This is a genomic window from Burkholderia sp. MBR-1 (assembly GCF_013822785.1).
Classification (GTDB): Bacteria; Pseudomonadota; Gammaproteobacteria; order Burkholderiales; family Burkholderiaceae; genus Burkholderia; species Burkholderia vietnamiensis.
The window spans coordinates 1,719,122-1,735,992 of sequence record NZ_CP053609.1; the positions used below are offsets into that span (position 1 = coordinate 1,719,122).

At 68.6% G+C, this 16,871-nt stretch carries 13 protein-coding genes; 6 read left to right on the forward strand and 7 right to left on the reverse strand.

Features of this window, described 5'->3' with window-relative positions; all coding sequences use genetic code 11:
* Positions 1-132: 132 nt before the first annotated feature.
* The 3 genes from alr (at position 133) to MBR110_RS07930 (ending at position 2,994) form a co-directional block, all read left to right on the forward strand.
* Positions 133-1,203, forward strand: coding sequence for an alanine racemase (gene alr, locus MBR110_RS07920; protein ID WP_011885163.1), 1,071 nt, complete (start codon positions 133-135; stop codon positions 1,201-1,203).
* Positions 1,204-1,212: 9 nt separating this feature from the next.
* Positions 1,213-2,589 (forward strand): DNA repair protein RadA, encoded by a 1,377-nt coding sequence (gene radA, locus MBR110_RS07925; RefSeq protein ID WP_011885162.1) that lies wholly within the window; start codon positions 1,213-1,215, stop codon positions 2,587-2,589.
* Between the two features lie 138 nt (positions 2,590-2,727).
* The gene (locus MBR110_RS07930; protein WP_011885161.1) at positions 2,728-2,994 is read left to right on the forward strand and encodes a DUF2866 domain-containing protein; all 267 of its coding nucleotides are present in this window, start codon (positions 2,728-2,730) and stop codon (positions 2,992-2,994) included.
* A 206-nt stretch (positions 2,995-3,200) separates the two neighbouring features.
* On the opposite strand, the gene MBR110_RS07935 is transcribed toward MBR110_RS07930, so the two are convergent.
* On the reverse strand, positions 3,201-5,129 hold the full coding sequence (locus MBR110_RS07935; RefSeq protein ID WP_011885160.1) for an ATP-binding cassette domain-containing protein: 1,929 nt from the start codon (positions 5,127-5,129) through the stop codon (positions 3,201-3,203).
* 136 nt (positions 5,130-5,265) lie between these two features.
* Here MBR110_RS07935 and MBR110_RS07940 point away from each other — a divergent pair, with 136 nt between their 5' ends.
* Positions 5,266-5,745, forward strand: a complete 480-nt coding sequence (locus tag MBR110_RS07940; RefSeq protein WP_014723231.1) for a glutathione peroxidase — start codon at positions 5,266-5,268, stop codon at positions 5,743-5,745.
* Positions 5,746-5,847: 102 nt separating this feature from the next.
* On the opposite strand, the gene cls is transcribed toward MBR110_RS07940, so the two are convergent.
* From cls to dapC, 6 genes are all read right to left on the reverse strand, one after another.
* Positions 5,848-7,299, reverse strand: coding sequence for a cardiolipin synthase (gene cls, locus MBR110_RS07945; RefSeq protein WP_014723230.1), 1,452 nt, complete (start codon positions 7,297-7,299; stop codon positions 5,848-5,850).
* Between the two features lie 120 nt (positions 7,300-7,419).
* The gene (gene prmB, locus MBR110_RS07950; protein WP_034195306.1) at positions 7,420-8,328 is read right to left on the reverse strand and encodes a 50S ribosomal protein L3 N(5)-glutamine methyltransferase; all 909 of its coding nucleotides are present in this window, start codon (positions 8,326-8,328) and stop codon (positions 7,420-7,422) included.
* An 11-nt stretch (positions 8,329-8,339) separates the two neighbouring features.
* On the reverse strand, positions 8,340-9,479 hold the full coding sequence (gene dapE / locus MBR110_RS07955; protein ID WP_011885156.1) for a succinyl-diaminopimelate desuccinylase: 1,140 nt from the start codon (positions 9,477-9,479) through the stop codon (positions 8,340-8,342).
* Between the two features lie 90 nt (positions 9,480-9,569).
* Positions 9,570-9,938 carry an ArsC family reductase gene (locus MBR110_RS07960; RefSeq protein ID WP_011885155.1) on the reverse strand — a complete coding sequence of 123 codons (369 nt, stop codon included), beginning with the start codon at positions 9,936-9,938 and terminating at the stop codon, positions 9,570-9,572.
* Positions 9,938-10,765, reverse strand: coding sequence for a 2,3,4,5-tetrahydropyridine-2,6-dicarboxylate N-succinyltransferase (dapD, locus tag MBR110_RS07965; protein ID WP_006478479.1), 828 nt, complete (start codon positions 10,763-10,765; stop codon positions 9,938-9,940). Before dapD ends, MBR110_RS07960 begins: the two co-directional genes overlap by 1 nt.
* A 45-nt stretch (positions 10,766-10,810) precedes the next feature.
* The gene (dapC, locus tag MBR110_RS07970) at positions 10,811-12,043 is read right to left on the reverse strand and encodes a succinyldiaminopimelate transaminase (protein ID WP_011885154.1); all 1,233 of its coding nucleotides are present in this window, start codon (positions 12,041-12,043) and stop codon (positions 10,811-10,813) included.
* A 159-nt stretch (positions 12,044-12,202) separates the two neighbouring features.
* Here dapC and MBR110_RS07975 point away from each other — a divergent pair, with 159 nt between their 5' ends.
* Positions 12,203-13,144 carry a DMT family transporter gene (locus tag MBR110_RS07975; protein WP_011885153.1) on the forward strand — a complete coding sequence of 314 codons (942 nt, stop codon included), beginning with the start codon at positions 12,203-12,205 and terminating at the stop codon, positions 13,142-13,144.
* Positions 13,145-13,285: 141 nt separating this feature from the next.
* Entirely contained in the window at positions 13,286-16,798 is a 3,513-nt protein-coding gene (smc, locus tag MBR110_RS07980; RefSeq protein WP_011885152.1) for a chromosome segregation protein SMC, read from the forward strand.
* The last annotated feature ends 73 nt before the right edge of the window (positions 16,799-16,871 follow it).

The window sequence follows — 16,871 nt, forward strand, 5'->3', positions numbered from 1 at the left end:
CAGGGCTTTATAACACGAAAATACGGCAGTTCGGACTAGCAAGATCCCCCGATCGTTCCGCAAAGTGTCGGCTTCGGTGCTCAAAAGGCGCGGTAAGCTGCTGATTTGCAAGCGTCTTTACGTAAATTTCCCATGCCGCGCCCGATCTCCGCCACCATCCATACCGCCGCTCTCGCGAACAATCTCTCCGTCGTGCGTCGCTTTGCCGGTCCGTCCAAGGTCTGGGCGGTCGTCAAGGCCAATGCGTACGGCCACGGTCTCGCGCGCGTGTTTCCCGGCCTGCGCGGCACCGACGGCTTCGGCCTGCTCGATCTCGACGAAGCGGTGAAGCTGCGCGAGCTCGGCTGGGCCGGCCCGATCCTGTTGCTCGAGGGGTTCTTCCGCTCGACCGACATCGACGTGATCGACCGCTACAGCCTCACGACCACCGTCCACAACGACGAGCAGATGCGGATGCTCGAGACGGCGCGGCTGTCGAAGCCCGTCAACGTGCAGCTCAAGATGAACAGCGGGATGAACCGGCTCGGCTACCAGCCGGAAAAATACCGCGCCGCATGGGAGCGTGCGCGCGCGTGCCCGGCGATCGGCCAGATCACGCTGATGACGCATTTTTCGGATGCCGACACCGAGCGCGGCGTCGCCGAGCAGCTCGCGACGTTCGAGCGCGGCGCGGAAAACATCGCCGGCGCGCGCAGCCTCGCGAATTCGGCCGCCGTGCTGTGGCATCCGGACACGCACTTCGACTGGGTGCGGCCGGGGATCGTGCTGTACGGCGCATCGCCGTCGGGGCTGTCGGCCGACATCGCCGACACGGGCCTGCAGCCGACGATGACGCTCACGTCCGAGCTGATCGCCGTCCAGACGATCGCGAAGGGGCAGGCGATCGGCTATGGGTCGACGTTCTCGGCGCCGGCCCGGATGCGCATCGGCGTCGTCGCGTGCGGTTACGCGGACGGCTATCCGCGCGTCGCGCCCGAAGGCACGCCGGTGATCGTCGACGGGGTCCGCACGCGGATCGTCGGCCGCGTGTCGATGGACATGATCACCGTCGACCTGACCCCGTGCCCGCAGGCCGGCGTCGGCGCGCGCGTCGAGCTGTGGGGCAACACGCTGCCGATCGACGACGTCGCGCGCCATTGCGGAACCATCGGCTATGAATTGATGTGTGCGGTCGCGCCTCGCGTACCGGTGCGGGCGGAATAAGGGCGACGCGTGGCGAAACAGAAAACCGTCTACGTCTGCAGCGAGTGCGGCGGACAAACCCCGAAATGGCAGGGCCAGTGCCCGTCGTGCCATGCCTGGAACACGCTCGTCGAGTCGGTCGCGGAATCGCCGGCCGCCCATCGGTTCCAGTCGCTCGCGAAACGCGCGCCGGTGCAGCGCCTGGCCGACATCGAGGCAGCCGACGTGCCGCGTTTCTCGACTGGCATCGGCGAATTCGACCGCGTGCTGGGCGGCGGCCTGGTGCCCGGCGGCGTGGTGCTGATCGGCGGCGATCCGGGCATCGGCAAGTCGACGCTGTTGCTGCAGTCGCTCGCCGACATCGCGAGCGAGCGGCGCGCGCTGTATATCAGCGGCGAGGAGTCGGCCGCGCAGATCGCGTTGCGCGCGCAGCGGCTCGCGCTGCTCGACGGCGGCGCGCCGGTGGCCGAGTTGAAGCTGCTCGCCGAGATCCAGCTCGAGAAGATCCAGGCCGCGATCGACACCGAACGGCCCGACGTGGCCGTCGTCGACTCGATCCAGACGGTGTACTCGGAGGCGCTGACCTCGGCGCCCGGGTCGGTCGCGCAGGTGCGCGAGTGCGCGGCGCAGCTCACGCGCATCGCGAAGCAGTCGGGCACCGCGATCATCATGGTCGGCCACGTGACGAAGGAGGGCAATCTCGCGGGCCCGCGCGTGCTCGAGCACATCGTCGACACGGTGCTGTACTTCGAAGGCGACACCCATTCGTCGTTCCGGCTCGTGCGCGCGTTCAAGAACCGCTTCGGCGCGGTCAACGAGCTCGGCGTGTTCGCGATGACCGAGCGCGGGCTGCGCGGCGTCGCGAATCCGTCGGCGCTGTTCCTGTCGCAGCATGAGCAGGTCGTGCCCGGCTCCTGCGTGCTGGTCACGCAGGAGGGGACGCGCCCGCTGCTCGTCGAAATCCAGGCGCTCGTCGATACGGCGCACGTGCCGAATCCGCGCCGGCTCGCGGTCGGCCTCGAGCAGAACCGGCTCGCGATGCTGCTCGCGGTGCTGCACCGGCACGCGGGCATCGCGTGCTTCGACCAGGACGTGTTCCTGAATGCGGTGGGCGGCGTGAAGATCACCGAGCCGGCCGCCGACCTCGCGGTGCTGCTGGCGATCCATTCGTCGATGCGCAACAAGGCGTTGCCGAAGGGGCTGATCGTGTTCGGCGAAGTGGGGCTCGCGGGCGAGATCCGGCCGTCGCCGCGCGGCCAGGAGCGGCTGCGCGAGGCCGCGAAGCTCGGTTTCACGGCCGCGCTGATTCCGAAGGCGAATGCGCCGAAGCAGCCGATCGAAGGGCTGAACGTGATGGCCGTCGAGCGCATCGAGCAGGCGATTGACCGCGTGCGCGAGCTCGAATGAGGCGGTGCGGCCGGCGTCGCCGCAGACGGTCGGTCGCGTAACGTGCTGTAAACGATATGTAGGCAGTTGTAACCCGCCGGACATCGCTTTTCCCTATCCTTTGCCCGATTGTCGAACCGCGCAATGCGAAGGGAACCTATGTTGAAACCGTATAGGGAAGCGCCGAGCGGACGCCTTTACCAGCTGCGCGGCTGCCGCGTGTCGGAGCCGATCGTCCAGCCGTGGGGCGGCGGATGCCGGATCGTCGAATGGATCGACGACGAAGGACGCCTCGCGCGCCGCGTCGTGTCCCAGGACGTGACGGAAGCGGAAGTCGCCGCGGCGATTCGCCGGCCGATCGAAGGGCGGCGTCACCTGATGGGCGACGACGAGCAGTTGCCGCGCGATACGCTGCCGCGGCGTTGAGCGGCGGTGCGATCGGGGCAGGTCGGTGCATCGACGTCGAACGCGGTATGGGCAAAGAGGCCGGGCAAATGCCCGGCCTCTTTGCATTCGGGCCGGCAAACCGGTAAACCGGCACGTCCGTCGACGTGCGGCGCGCCGCCGCCGCGCGGCTGCCGTGGGCGCGCACACGACGGCGTCCGACTGGCGTTGCCGTTCAGCGTTGCCGTTCAGCCGATCTGCTCGAGCTCTTCCTGCACCGCGAGCCACTCCGCCTCGACGGCTTCGAGGCGCGTCGTGACTTCGCCGAGCGTGCGGATCGCGTCGGTCAGCTCCGTCTTGCGGGCGGCCTCGTAGCTCGCCGGATCGGCGACGAACGCATCGAGCCGCGCCTTTTCCGCATGCAGCGTTTCCATTTGCTTTTCGAGCTTCGAGATGCGGTTCTGCAGCGGCTTCTTCAGCTGCGACAGGCGCTGACGCTCCTCGGCGGCCTGGCGCTTCTGATCCTTGCGATTGACGCCGGGCTCCGTAGCGGACGCCGCGCTGTCGGCCTTCGCGGCCGCGCGTTGCTCGGCCGCGTGCTGTAGCAGCCAGTCGCGGTAATCGTCGAGGTCGCCGTCGAACGGCTGCAGCCGGTGCTTGGCGACGAGCATGAACTGGTCGGTCGTCGCGCGCAGCAGATGGCGGTCGTGCGACACGAGGATCAGCGTGCCTTCGAACTGCGCGAGCGCCATCGTCAGCGCGTGACGCGTTTCGAGATCGAGGTGGTTGGTCGGCTCGTCGAGCAGCAGCAGATTCGGCTTTTGCCAGATGATCAGCGCGAGCGCGAGCCGCGCCTTCTCGCCGCCCGAGAACGGGCCGACCGCGCTCGTCGCCATGTCGCCCGAGAAATTGAAGCCGCCGAGGAAGTCGCGCAACTCCTGCTCGCGCGTGTCGGGCGCGAGCCGGGCGAGATGCGCGAGCGGCGAATCGTCTTCGCGCAGCGTTTCCAGCTGATGCTGCGCGAAATAGCCGATCGTCAGCCCCTTGCCTTCGCGCACGTGGCCGGACAGCGGCGCGAGCGTGCCGGCCAGCGTCTTGATCAGCGTCGACTTGCCCTGGCCGTTCGCGCCGAGCAGGCCGATGCGCTGGCCGTTCTGGATCGACAGCGTGACGCGCTCGACGATCGGAATTTCCGCACCGTCGTCGGCATGGTAGCCGCAGCGGACGTCTTCCATCACGAGCATCGGGTTCGGCGCCGCGTCGGGCGTGCGGAACTCGAACGTGAACGGCGACGCGACGTGCGCGGGCGCGATCAGCTCCATCTTCTCGAGCGCCTTCATCCGGCTTTGCGCCTGCTTCGCCTTGGTGGCCTTCGCCTTGAAGCGGTCCACGAAGCTCTGCAGATGCTCGATCGTCTTCTGCTGCTTCTCGTAGGCGCTTTGCTGCAGCGCCAGCTGCTGCGCGCGCAGCACTTCGAACTGCGAGTAGTTGCCGCCGTAGCGCTTCACCTGGCGATTCTCCAGATGCAGCGTGACGTTGCAGATCGAATCGAGGAATTCGCGGTCGTGCGAGATCACGACCAGCGTGCCGGCGTAGCGGTGCAGCCAGTCTTCGAGCCAGACGATCGCGTCGAGGTCGAGGTGGTTGGTCGGCTCGTCGAGCAGCAGCAGGTCGGAACGGCACATCAGCGCCTGCGCGAGGTTCAGCCGCATGCGCCAGCCGCCCGAGAAGCTGGCGACCGATTCGCGCGTCTGCGCGAGCGTGAAGCCCAGGCCGAGCAGCAGCGCTTCGGCGCGCGCCGGCGCCGTATAGCCGTCGGCGTCGGCGAATGCCGCGTGCGCGTCGGCCTCGGCTGCGCCGTCATGCGCGGCCGAGGCCGCGGCGATGCGCGCCTCGATCTCGCGCAGCGCGGTGTCGCCGTCGAGCGTGTAGTCGAGCGCCGAGCGGTCGACGGCCGGCGTTTCCTGCGACACGTGGGCGATGCGCCACGACGGCGGCATCGCGAAATCGCCTCCGTCGGAATGCAGCTCGCCGCGCAGCACCGCGAACAGCGTCGATTTGCCGGCGCCGTTCGCGCCGATCAGGCCGGCTTTCTCGCCGGGATTGAGCACGAACGAGGCCGACTCGAACAGCGGCTTGGTGCCGCGCGCAAGGCTGAACTGATTGAAACGGATCACGGCGGGAATGGCTGACGAAAACCGCTATTCTAGACTGCGCGCGCGCCGCGCCGGAGATCGTCCGTTCGGCCAGCGCCGCAACGGCGCGATTTCGCCTAGACTCCACGTCGGTCCGGTTTCATATAAGGAGTGCCCGATGTCCACCCTGTATTCGTTCAGCGCAGAGACGCTCGCCGGTGAGCCGGTGTCGCTCGACGCGTATCGCGGCAAGGTCCTGCTGATCGTCAACACCGCGAGCGAGTGCGGTTTCACGCCGCAGTACGCGGGCCTGCAGAAGCTGTACGACCGGTACGCGGCGCGCGGCTTCTTCGTGCTCGGCTTTCCGTGCAACCAGTTCGGCAAGCAGGAGCCGGGCGATGCGACGCAGATCGGCGCGTTTTGCGAGCGCAACTACGGCGTCACGTTCCCGATGTTCGCGAAGATCGACGTGAAGGGCGACCACGCGCATCCGCTGTACCGCTACCTGACTGACGAGGCGCCCGGCATCCTGGGCCTGAAGGCGATCAAATGGAACTTCACGAAGTTTCTGATCGGTCGCGACGGACGCATCGTCAAGCGCTACGCGCCGTCGACGAAGCCCGAGGAGATCGCCGCGGATATCGACAAGCTGCTGTGATGGTCGGCTGAGCGGGTTCGTATCGAGCGAGGCGGTAAGGCGGCACCGCACGAGCGGCGCGAATGCATGCGGGCCGTGCCGCGTGGCGGCCCATACGGCCCGCTACAGAATCGGCGCGAACAGCCGGGCGACGTGCATCGCGATGCGCCGCCATGCAGGCGAGCGCCGATACTCGGTGGCGTCGACCTCGTCCGCCAGCGCGAAGTCGGCATCGAGCATCGTCGCGACGTCCGCTGCGAACGCCGCGTCGACGGTCAGCACCATGATCTCGAAGTTGAGCCGGAACGAACGGTTGTCGAGGTTCGCGCTGCCGACCGCGGCCGCGACGCGATCGATCAGCACGACCTTCTGGTGGAGGAAGCCGCTGCGGTAGCGGAACACCTTGACGCCGGCGTCGACGAGGTCGCGCGCATAGAGCTTCGACGCTTCGAACACGACGTAGTGGTCGCGCCGGCTCGGTATCAGGATGCGCACGTCGACGCCGCGCATCACCGCGAGCTTCAGCGCGGCGAGCACCGCTTCGTCGGGCACGAGATACGGCGTCGTGATCCACACCCGTTCGCGCGCGGCGTTGATCGCCTCGACGAAGAACAGCGAGCCGGTTTCCTGTTTGTCGGCCGGCCCCATCGGCACGGCCAGGCAGTGCATCGTGTCGCCGGGCAGGGCGGCCGGCGGCGCGGCGAGCGCCGGCAGCGTCTGGGTGGCCCAGTGCCAGTCTTCGGCGAACACGTACTGGATGCTCGCGACCACCGGGCCGCGGATCTCGATATGGGTATCGCGCCACGGCGACAGGCGCGGGTTCGCGCCGAGATATTCGACGCCGACGTTGTGGCCGCCGACGAACGCGCGGTCGCCGTCGACGACGACGATCTTGCGATGGTTGCGGAAGTTCAGCTGGAAGCGGTTGACGAACTTGCGGCGGGTCGCGAACGGATGCACGTCGACGCCACCGCGGCGCAGCGTGTCGACGTAGCTGCGCGGCAGATCGAAGCTGCCGATGCTGTCGTACAGCAGATAGCAGCGCACGCCGGCTGCGGCGCGCGCGAGCAGTGCATCGCTGAGCATCCGGCCGAGCGCGTCGTCGCGCACGATGAAGAACTGGACGATCACGTAGTCGCGCGCGGCGTCGATCGCCGCGAGGATCGCCGCGAAGGTCGCATCGCCGTTGACCAGCGTGCGCACGGTGTTGCCGCCGACGAACGGCATCCCGCCGAGACGCGTGAGCGCGAGCACGGCGGCCGGGCCGATCGCGGCGGCTGCCGGCCCGTCGGCGCCGTGCGCATCGAGCCACGGTGCGCGCTGCGTATGCGTGCGCAGCGCCCGCAACTCCTGGCGGCGCGCGTCGACGTAGCCGGAGAACTTGCTGCGGCCGAGGAACAGATAGGGGACCAGCGTGAGGTACGGCATCGCGACGAGCGACACGGCCCACGCGACCGCGCCTTGCGACGTGCGCGTGTTCATGATCGCGTGGCACGCCGCGACGATCCCGAGCACATGGATGGCCAGGAGCAGGGTGCCGAGGTGAAGCCAGTCATGAAGCCAGTCGAAGGTCATAGGCGCGTGGCGGACGGCTGGAGTCGTGCGGCGCGACGGCCGCTTACGCGCATCTTACCGAACCGTGCGGGGCGGCGGGGCACCGCATCGCACGGTTCGCGTCCGGCATGCGCGGGGCGTTCAGCCCTTGCGCGGCAGGTCCGACGCCTGGATCAGGAACACCGCGTCGTCGCCGGCGCTGGTCGGCAGCCACGTGAGCTCCAGGCCGCCGAACGCCGCTTCGACGTTCTCGCGCTCGTTGCCGATCTCGACGACGAGCACGCCGTCGTCGTGCAGCCACCGGTGCGCTTCGCCGACGATCCGCCGCACGATGTCCATGCCGTCGTCGCCGCCGGCGAGCGCCATCTCGGGCTCGTGGCGGTATTCGGGCGGCAGCGCCGCCATCGACGCCGCATTCACGTACGGCGGGTTCGTCAGGATCACGTCGTAGCGCCCGTCGGGCTCGGCGCGGAATGCGGGCAGCGGCGCGTAGAGGTCGCCGCGATGCAGCGTGATGCGGTCGTCGAGCCCGTAGTCGCGCACGTTGATGCGCGCGACTTCGAGCGCGTCGTCGGACAAGTCCACCGCGTCGATGTCCGCATTCGGAAACGCGCTCGCCGCAAGGATCGCGAGGCAGCCCGAGCCGGTGCACAGCTCCAGCACGGCGCCGACCTGCTCCGGATCGGCCACGTAGGGCTGCAGCCCGTCGTCGAGCAGCTCGCCGATGAACGAGCGCGGCACGATCACGCGCTCGTCGACGTAGAAGCGGTGGCCGTGCATCCACGCTTCATGGGTCAGGTACGCGGCCGGCACGCGGTCCGCCGCGCGCCGTTCGATCACGGCGAGCACGGCCGCGATTTCGTCGGGTAGCAGGCGCGCGTCGAGGAACGGTTCGAGCGTGTCGAGCGGCAGGTCGAGCGTGTGCAGTACGAGGTAGGCGGCTTCGTCGTAAGCGTTGTCCGAGCCGTGGCCGAACGCGAGCTTCGCTTTCGAGAAGCGCGTGACCGCGTAGCGCAGCAGGTCGCGAACGGTTGCAAAAGGTGTCGTCATGCGAGGCTCCGTCAGGCGATCAGTTGTTCGAGCACGCGGCGGTACACGTTTTTCAGCGGGTCGACGAAGCGCAGCTCGATGTGCTCGTCGATCTTGTGGATGCTGCCGTTCGGCGGCCCGAACTCGATCACCTGCGGGCAGATGCGCGCGATGAAGCGGCCGTCCGAGGTGCCGCCCGTCGTCGACAGCTCGGTCGTGACGCCGGTCTCGGCGCGGATCGCGTGCTCGAGCGCGTTCGACAGCTCGCCGCGCGGCGTGAGGAACGGCAGGCCGCTCACCGACCACTTCAGCGTGTAGTCGAGGCCGTGCTTGTCGAGGATCGCATGCACGCGTGCCTGCAGGCCTTCGACGGTACTCGCGGTCGAAAAGCGGAAGTTGAACATCAGGTCGGCGTGGCCGGGGATCACGTTGGTCGCGCCGGTGCCGGCGCGCAGGTTCGACACCTGCCAGGTGGTCGGCGGGAAGTACTCGTTGCCGGCGTCCCACTGTTCGGCGGCGAGCTCGGCGAGCGCCGGCGCGAGCAGGTGGATCGGGTTCTTCGCGAGGTGCGGGTAGGCGATGTGGCCTTGCACGCCCTTGACGATCAGTTCGCCCGACATCGAGCCGCGGCGGCCGTTCTTCACGACGTCGCCGAGCTCGGCGCTGGAGGTCGGCTCGCCGACGATGCAGTAGTCGAGTTGCTCGCCGCGCGCGTCGAGCAACTCGACGACCTTCACGGTGCCGTCGGTGGCCGGGCCTTCCTCGTCGCTCGTGATCAGGAACGCGATCGCGCCGCGATGGTCGGGATGCGCGGCGACGAATTCCTCGGACGCGACGATGAACGCCGCGAGCGACGTCTTCATGTCGGCCGCGCCGCGGCCGTACAGCTTGCCGTCGCGATGTGCGGGAATGAACGGCGGCGAGGTCCATTGCTCGAGCGGGCCGGTCGGCACGACGTCGGTGTGGCCCGCGAACGCGAGCAGCTTGCCGTCGCGGCCGGCGGTGCCGCGCTTCACGGCCCACAGGTTGGTCACGCCGTGCGACGCGATGGTCTCGCATTCGAAGCCGAGCGCGGCGAGGCGCTCGGTCATGATCTGCTGGCAATGCTGGTCGTCGGGCGTGACGGACGCGCGGGCGATCAGCTGTTCGGTAAGGGCTAGGGTGGCGGACATGGTTCGGACCACTTTCGATGAAAAATGCCGGCGCGGTGGCCGGCAGCGATGAGACGGCGGGCCGCGCCCGCGGGCGCGGCGCGGGCGACCCTAGGCGGCGAACAGCGCCGCGTATTGATCGGCCGCGAAGCCGAGCGACTTCACGCGACCGTTGACGACGAGCACCGGGCGCTTGATGACCGACGGCTTGTGGATCATCAGCGCGACCGCGCCCGACTTCGTTTCCGCGGCCGCCTTCATGGCGTCGTCGAGGCCGCGCCAGGTGGTGCCGCGCTTGTTCACGAGCGCGTCGAGCGACACGTCCTTCAGCCAGTCCTCGACGAGCGGTGCGCTGACGCCGAGCTTCTTGAAGTCGTGGAATTCGAACTCGACGCCGTGCTCGTCGAGCCAGACGCGGGCCTTCTTCACGGTGTCGCAGTTCGGAATGCCGTAGACCACCACGGTGCGCGGCTTGGCCATCAGTCGCCTCGCAGCAGCTCGTTCAGGCCGACCTTCGCGCGGGTCTTCGCGTCGACCTTCTTCACGATCACCGCGCAGTACAGGCTGTGCGAGCCGTCCTTCGACGGCAGGTTGCCCGCGACGACGACCGAGCCGGCCGGGATGCGGCCGTAGCTCACTTCGCCGGTTTCGCGATCGTAGATCTTCGTGCTCTGGCCGAGATAGACGCCCATCGAGATGACCGAGTTTTCCTCGACGATCACGCCTTCGACCACTTCCGAGCGCGCGCCGATGAAGCAGTTGTCTTCGATGATGACCGGGTTCGCCTGCAGCGGCTCGAGCACGCCGCCGATGCCGACGCCGCCCGACAGGTGGACGTTCTTGCCGATTTGCGCGCACGAGCCGACGGTCGCCCACGTATCGACCATCGTGCCTTCGTCGACGTAGGCGCCGATGTTGGTGTACGACGGCATCAGCACGACGTTCTTCGCGATGAACGAGCCGCGGCGCGCGATGGCCGGCGGCACGACGCGGAAGCCGCCCGCGGCGAAGTCTTCGGCCGTGTAGTTCGCGAACTTCGACGGCACCTTGTCGTAGAACTGCGAGTAGCCGCCGGCGGGCATCGGCGCGTTGTCCTCCAGACGGAACGACAGCAGCACCGCCTTCTTCAGCCACTGATGCACGGTCCAGTTGCCGTCGATCTTCTCGGCGACGCGCAGCGCACCTTTGTCGAGTTGCTCGATCGCGTGAGCGACGGCTTCGCGCACGTCGGCGGGCGCGGCCTTCGGCGACAGCTCGGCGCGGTTTTCCCAGGCGGTATCGATGATTTGCTGAAGTTGTTGCGACATGTTCGTTTTCGCAGGAGATGAATGGAATTGATCGGGATGGACGTGTTACCGCGCGAGAGCGCGGCAGAACTCGACGATGCGTTGCGCGCCCTCGACGCATTCGGGGGTGCCCGCGACGAGCGCGATCCGGATGAAATCGCGGCCCGGATTCGTGCCGTGCGCATCGCGCGCGAGGTACGAGCCGGGCAGAACCGTCACATTATAGTCGGCGTACAGGCGGCGGGCGAACTCGGTGTCCGACAGGCCGGTGCGCGCGACGTTGGCCCACAGATAGAACGCGGCGTCGGGCAGCTTCACGTCGATCACGTCGGCGAGCATCGGCGTGACGGTCGCGAACTTCTGCAGATACAGCGCGCGGTTGTCGCGCACGTGCGCCTCGTCGTTCCACGCGGCGATGCTCGCGTGCTGCCAGACCGGCGACAGCGCGGCGCCGTGGTAGGTGCGGTACAGGAGGAATTTCTTCAGCAGCGCGGCGTCGCCCGCGACGAAGCCCGAGCGCATGCCCGGCACGTTCGAGCGCTTGGACAGGCTCGACAGCATCACCAGCCGCTCGAAGCCGCGGCCGAGGCGGTGCGCGGCCTCGAGGCCGCCGAGCGGCGGCGCCGCTTCGTCGAAATAGATTTCCGAATAGCACTCGTCGGACGCGATCACGAAACCGTGGCGGTCCGACAGCGCGAACAGCTCGCGCCAGTCGTCGAGCGTCAGCACGGCGCCCGTCGGGTTGCCGGGCGAGCACACGTACAGCAGCTGGGTGCGCGCCCACACTTCGTCGGGCACGGCCGCGTAGTCGCACGCGAAATTGCGCGCCGGGTCGCTGTTCGCGAAATAGGGTTCGGCACCGGCCAGCAGCGCCGCGCCTTCGTAAATTTGATAGAACGGATTCGGACAGAGTACGATCGCTTTCTTGCCGTCCGCGCGCGGTCGCGCGTCGATCACCGTCTGCGCGAGCGAGAACAGCGCTTCGCGCGAGCCCGACACCGGCAGCACCTGCGTGGCCGCGTCGATCGCCGGCAGCCCGTAGCGGCGTTCGAGCCAACGGGCGATCGACGCGCGCAGCGCGTCCGAGCCGGCCGTGGCCGGGTACGACGCGAGGCCGTCGAGCGATGCCACGACGGCGTCGCGGATCAGCGCCGGGGTCGGGTGCTTGGGCTCGCCGATGCCGAAGCTGATCGGTTTCAGGCCGGCGGTCGGCGTCACGTCCTTGAACAGGGCGCGCAGCTTTTCGAAGGGATAGGGCTGGAGCGAGTCGAGTCGAGGGTTCACGGGCGAAGCGGCCATTGCGGCCGGTTGGAGCGAAAGGAGCGGCGCGCAGGCCGCACGGTTGCGAACGGGCGCGGAAGGCGCGCGGCTCGCGACCGACGATTATAACGTGACGCCATGCGCTCACGGCCCGCCGCGACGGCGGCCGGGGCGGGCGAACCAAGGGTATCGAAGCACATGAACAACGCGGTACGCGGCAGCCTGCCGACGCTCGCCATCCTGATCGGCGCATCGGTGTGGGGCCTGATCTGGTATCCGCTGCGCATCCTCGCGTCGCTGGGGCTGACCGGCACGCTCGCCAGCGCGCTGACGAGCGCGGTCGCGTTTCTGTTCGTGATCGTCGTGCGGCGCCGCACCATCGCGACGCTGCGCTGGCACTGGGTGCTGCCGGGCATCGCGATCACGGCCGGCGTGACGAATCTCGGCTTCGTATGGGGCACGATGCACGGCGAAGTGCTGCGCGTGATGCTGCTGTTCTATCTGACGCCGGCATGGACGGCGATCTACGCGCACTTCCTGCTGCGCGAGCGGCTCACCTGGGCCGGCGCCGGGCTCGCGGCGCTGTCGATCGGCGGCGCGATGCTGATGCTGTGGTCGCCGGCGCTCGGCTTGCCGCTGCCGGCCAATCCGGCGGAATGGGCGGGGCTCGCGGCCGGGCTCAGTTTCGCGATGAGCAACGTGCTGGTGATCAAGGCGAGCCGTGAAGTGCCGCAGATCCGCGCCGAGATGCGTACCGCGACGCTGTTCGGCGGCGCGGCGGTGTTCGGCGCGATCGCGTCGCTGGTCGAAGGGCTGCCGGCCGCGCCGGCCGGCGGCCACCTCGGGCTCGCCGCCTCGATCGTCGTCGCGATCGGCGTGACGATGGCCGCCAACAACCTGCTGGTCCAGTACGGGCTCGCGCGCGTGCCGGCGAACCGCGCATCGATCATCATGCTGTTCGAGATCGTGATCACCGCGCTGTCGGCGTGGGTGTTCGCGAATGAACTGCCGAGCGCGCGCGAGTGGGCGGGCGGCGCGTGCATCGTGCTCGCGACGCTGCTGTCGAGCCGCGTGCATCGTGCGGCGCCGAAGTCCGGCGAACCCGGCGACGGGCGGGACGGTGCACGCGCGATGGTATGATGAACGCCGTTTGCGGGGCCCAACGCTGGAAATGCGCGCGGCCCCGTTTTTGAATTCCGGGGCGCATCGCGCATACGGGGCATGTGGCCCCGCACCGCGCGGCTCCGTCCGTTTCACCTCTTCTTCACATCCGATACCGCCGTGCGTCTGAGCTCGATCAAACTCGCTGGCTTCAAATCCTTCGTCGATCCCACGCATTTCCAGGTTCCGGGCCAGCTCGTCGGCGTGGTCGGCCCGAACGGATGCGGCAAGTCCAACATCATCGATGCCGTGCGCTGGGTGCTCGGCGAGTCGCGCGCGTCCGAGCTGCGCGGCGAGTCGATGCAGGACGTGATCTTCAACGGCTCGACCGCCCGCAAGCCCGGCAGCCGGGCGAGCGTCGAACTGATCTTCGACAACTCCGACGGCCGCGCGGCCGGCCAGTGGGGCCAGTACGGCGAGATCGCCGTGAAGCGCGTGCTCACGCGCGACGGCACGTCGAGCTACTACATCAACAACCTGCCGGCGCGGCGTCGCGACATCCAGGACATCTTCCTCGGCACTGGCCTCGGTCCGCGCGCATACGCGATCATCGGCCAGGGGATGATCGCGCGGATCATCGAGGCGAAGCCCGAAGAACTGCGCGTGTTCCTCGAAGAAGCCGCCGGCGTGTCGAAGTACAAGGAACGCCGCCGCGAGACCGAGAACCGCCTGCACGACACGCGCGAGAACCTGACGCGCGTCGAGGACATCGTGCGCGAACTCGGCGCGAACCTCGAGAAGCTCGAGGCGCAGGCCGTCGTCGCCACCAGGTACAAGGAACTCGTCGCCGACGGCGAGGAGAAGCAGCGGCTGTTGTGGCTGCTGCGCAAGAACGAGGCCGCGGGCGAGCAGCAGAAGCAGCAGCGCGCGATCGAGCAGGCGCAGATCGACCTCGACGCGCAGACCGCCAAGCTGCGCGAAGTCGAGGCGCAGCTCGAGACGCTGCGCGTCGCGCATTACTCGGCGAGCGACGCGATGCAGGGCGCGCAGGGCGCGCTCTACGAGGCGAACGCCGAAGTGAGCCGCCTCGAGGCCGAGATCAAGTTCATCGTCGAATCGCGCAACCGCGTGCAGGCGCAGATCGCCGCGCTGAACGCGCAGCGCGAGCAATGGCGCGCGCAGGCCGAGAAGGCGCAGGACGAGCTCGAGGAAGCGGAAGAAGCGCGCGCGATCGCCGACGAAAAGGCTGCCTTGGCCGAGGACGCGGCCGCCGCGAAGCATGACGCGCTGCCGGCGCTCGAAGCGAAATGGCGCGACGCGCAGGCGCAGCTCAACGACGAGCGCGCGCGCATCGCGCAGACCGAACAGTCGCTGAAGCTCGAAGCCGCACACCAGCGCAACGCCGACCAGCAGCTGCAACAGCTGCAGCAGCGCCACGAGCGGCTGAAGTCGGAGGCCGGCGGTCTCGACGCGCCCGACGAGGCGCAGCTCGAGGAGCTGCGCATGCAGCTCGCCGAGCAGGAAGAGGTGCTCGCCGAAGCGCAGGCGCGTCTGGCCGATGCGCAGGAAACCCTGCCGCGGCTCGACGGCGAACGCCGCGCCGCGCACGAGCGCGTGCAGGCCGAAAGCGCGCAGATTCACCAGCTCGAGGCGCGCCTCGCCGCGCTCAAGCAGCTGCAGGAGAACGTGCAGACCGAAGGCAAGATCCAGCCGTGGCTCGACAAGCACGAGCTCGGCGCGCTGCCGCGGCTGTGGAAGAAGCTGCATGTCGAAGCCGGCTGGGAAGCCGCGCTCGAAGCGGTGCTGCGCGAGCGCCTCGCGGCGCTCGAGGTGTCGAATCTCGACTGGGTGAAGGCGTTCGCCACCGATGCGCCGCCCGCGAAGCTCGCGTTCTACGCGCCGCCCGCGGCGGGCGAGCCGCCGGTCGCCGCAGCCGGGCTGCGCCCGGTGCTGTCGCTCGTGCGCATCGACGATGCGGGCATCCGTGCGGTGCTGAACGACTGGCTCGGCAACGTGTACGTCGCCGACGACGTCGCGCAGGCGCTCGCGACGCGTGCGCAACTGCCGGCAGGCGGCGCGTTCGTCGTGAAGGCCGGTCACATCGTGACGCGGGTCGGCGTGCAGTTGTACGCGGCCGATTCGGAGCAGGCCGGGATGCTGGCCCGCCAGCAGGAAATCGAGAACCTCGCGCGCCAGGTGCGGGCACAGGCGCTGCTCGCCGACGAGGCGCGCACCGCCGCCGTGCGCGCGGAGGCCGCGCACACGCAGGCCGCGCAGGCGCTCGGCGACGTGCGCGCGCAGGCCGACCGCGCGACGCAGCGCGTGCATGCGCTGCAGATGGACGTGCTGAAGCTCGCGCAAGCGCACGAGCGCTACACGCAGCGCAGTACGCAGATTCGCGAGGAGCTCGAGGAAATCGGCGCGCAGATCGACGAGCAGCGTGCGCTGCGGGCGGAATCGGAAGCCAACTTCGAGCGTTTCGACGGCGAACTGGCGGAGCTGCAGGCGCGCTTCGAGGACAACCAGCTCGCCTTCGAGGCGCTGGACGAATCGCTGACGCAGGCGCGCCAGGAAGCGCGCGACCTCGAGCGCGGCGCGAACGACGCGCGCTTCGCGGCGCGCAACGCGGTCACGCGCATCGACGAGCTCAAGCGCAGCATCCAGGTCGCGCACGAGCAGAGCGAGCGCGTCGCCGTGTCGCTCGAGGACGCACGCGCGGAACTCGAAACGATCAACGAGCAGACCGCGCACACGGGCCTGCAGGACGCGCTCGAGATTCGCGCGGCGAAGGAGCAGGCGCTGCAGGCCGCGCGGCTCGAACTCGACGACCTGACCGCGAAGCTGCGCGCATCGGACGAGCAGCGCCTCGTCGCCGAGCGTTCGCTGCAGCCGCTGCGCGACCGCATCACCGAGCTGCAGCTGAAGGAGCAGGCCGCGCGCCTCGCGGTCGAGCAGTTCGCCGAGCAGCTCGCGGCGGCCGAGGTCGACGAGGAAGCGCTGCGCGAGAAGCTCACGCCCGATCTGAAGCCGTCGTACCTGCAGGGCGAAGTCACGCGCCTGAACAACGCGATCAACGCACTCGGCCCGGTCAACATGGCCGCGCTCGACGAGCTGAAGGCGGCGAGCGAGCGCAAGGTGTTCCTCGACGCGCAGTCGGCCGACCTGACCGACGCGATCACGACGCTCGAGGACGCGATCCACAAGATCGACCAGGAAACCCGCACGCTGCTGCAAGGCACCTTCGACGAGGTCAACCGCCATTTCAGCGATCTGTTCCCGCGCCTGTTCGGCGGCGGCCAGGCGAAGCTGATCATGACGGGCGACGAGATCCTCGACGCGGGCGTGCAGGTGATGGCGCAGCCGCCGGGCAAGAAGAACGCGACGATCCACCTGCTGTCGGGCGGCGAGAAGGCGCTCACCGCGACCGCGCTGGTGTTCGCGATGTTCCAGCTGAATCCGGCGCCGTTCTGTCTGCTCGACGAGGTCGACGCGCCGCTCGACGACGCGAACACCGAGCGTTTCGCGAACCTCGTGCGCGCGATGTCCGACAAGACGCAGTTCCTGTTCATCTCGCACAACAAGATTGCGATGGAGATGGCGCAGCAGCTGATCGGCGTGACGATGCAGGAGCAGGGCGTGTCGCGCATCGTCGCGGTGGACATGGAAACCGCCGCGGGTTTTGCCCAGAATTGACGTTTGACGAAACCGGACCGCGTTCGCGCGGCGCATGGGCGCCCGTTCGCGGTTCCGACGAAAAAGAATTGCT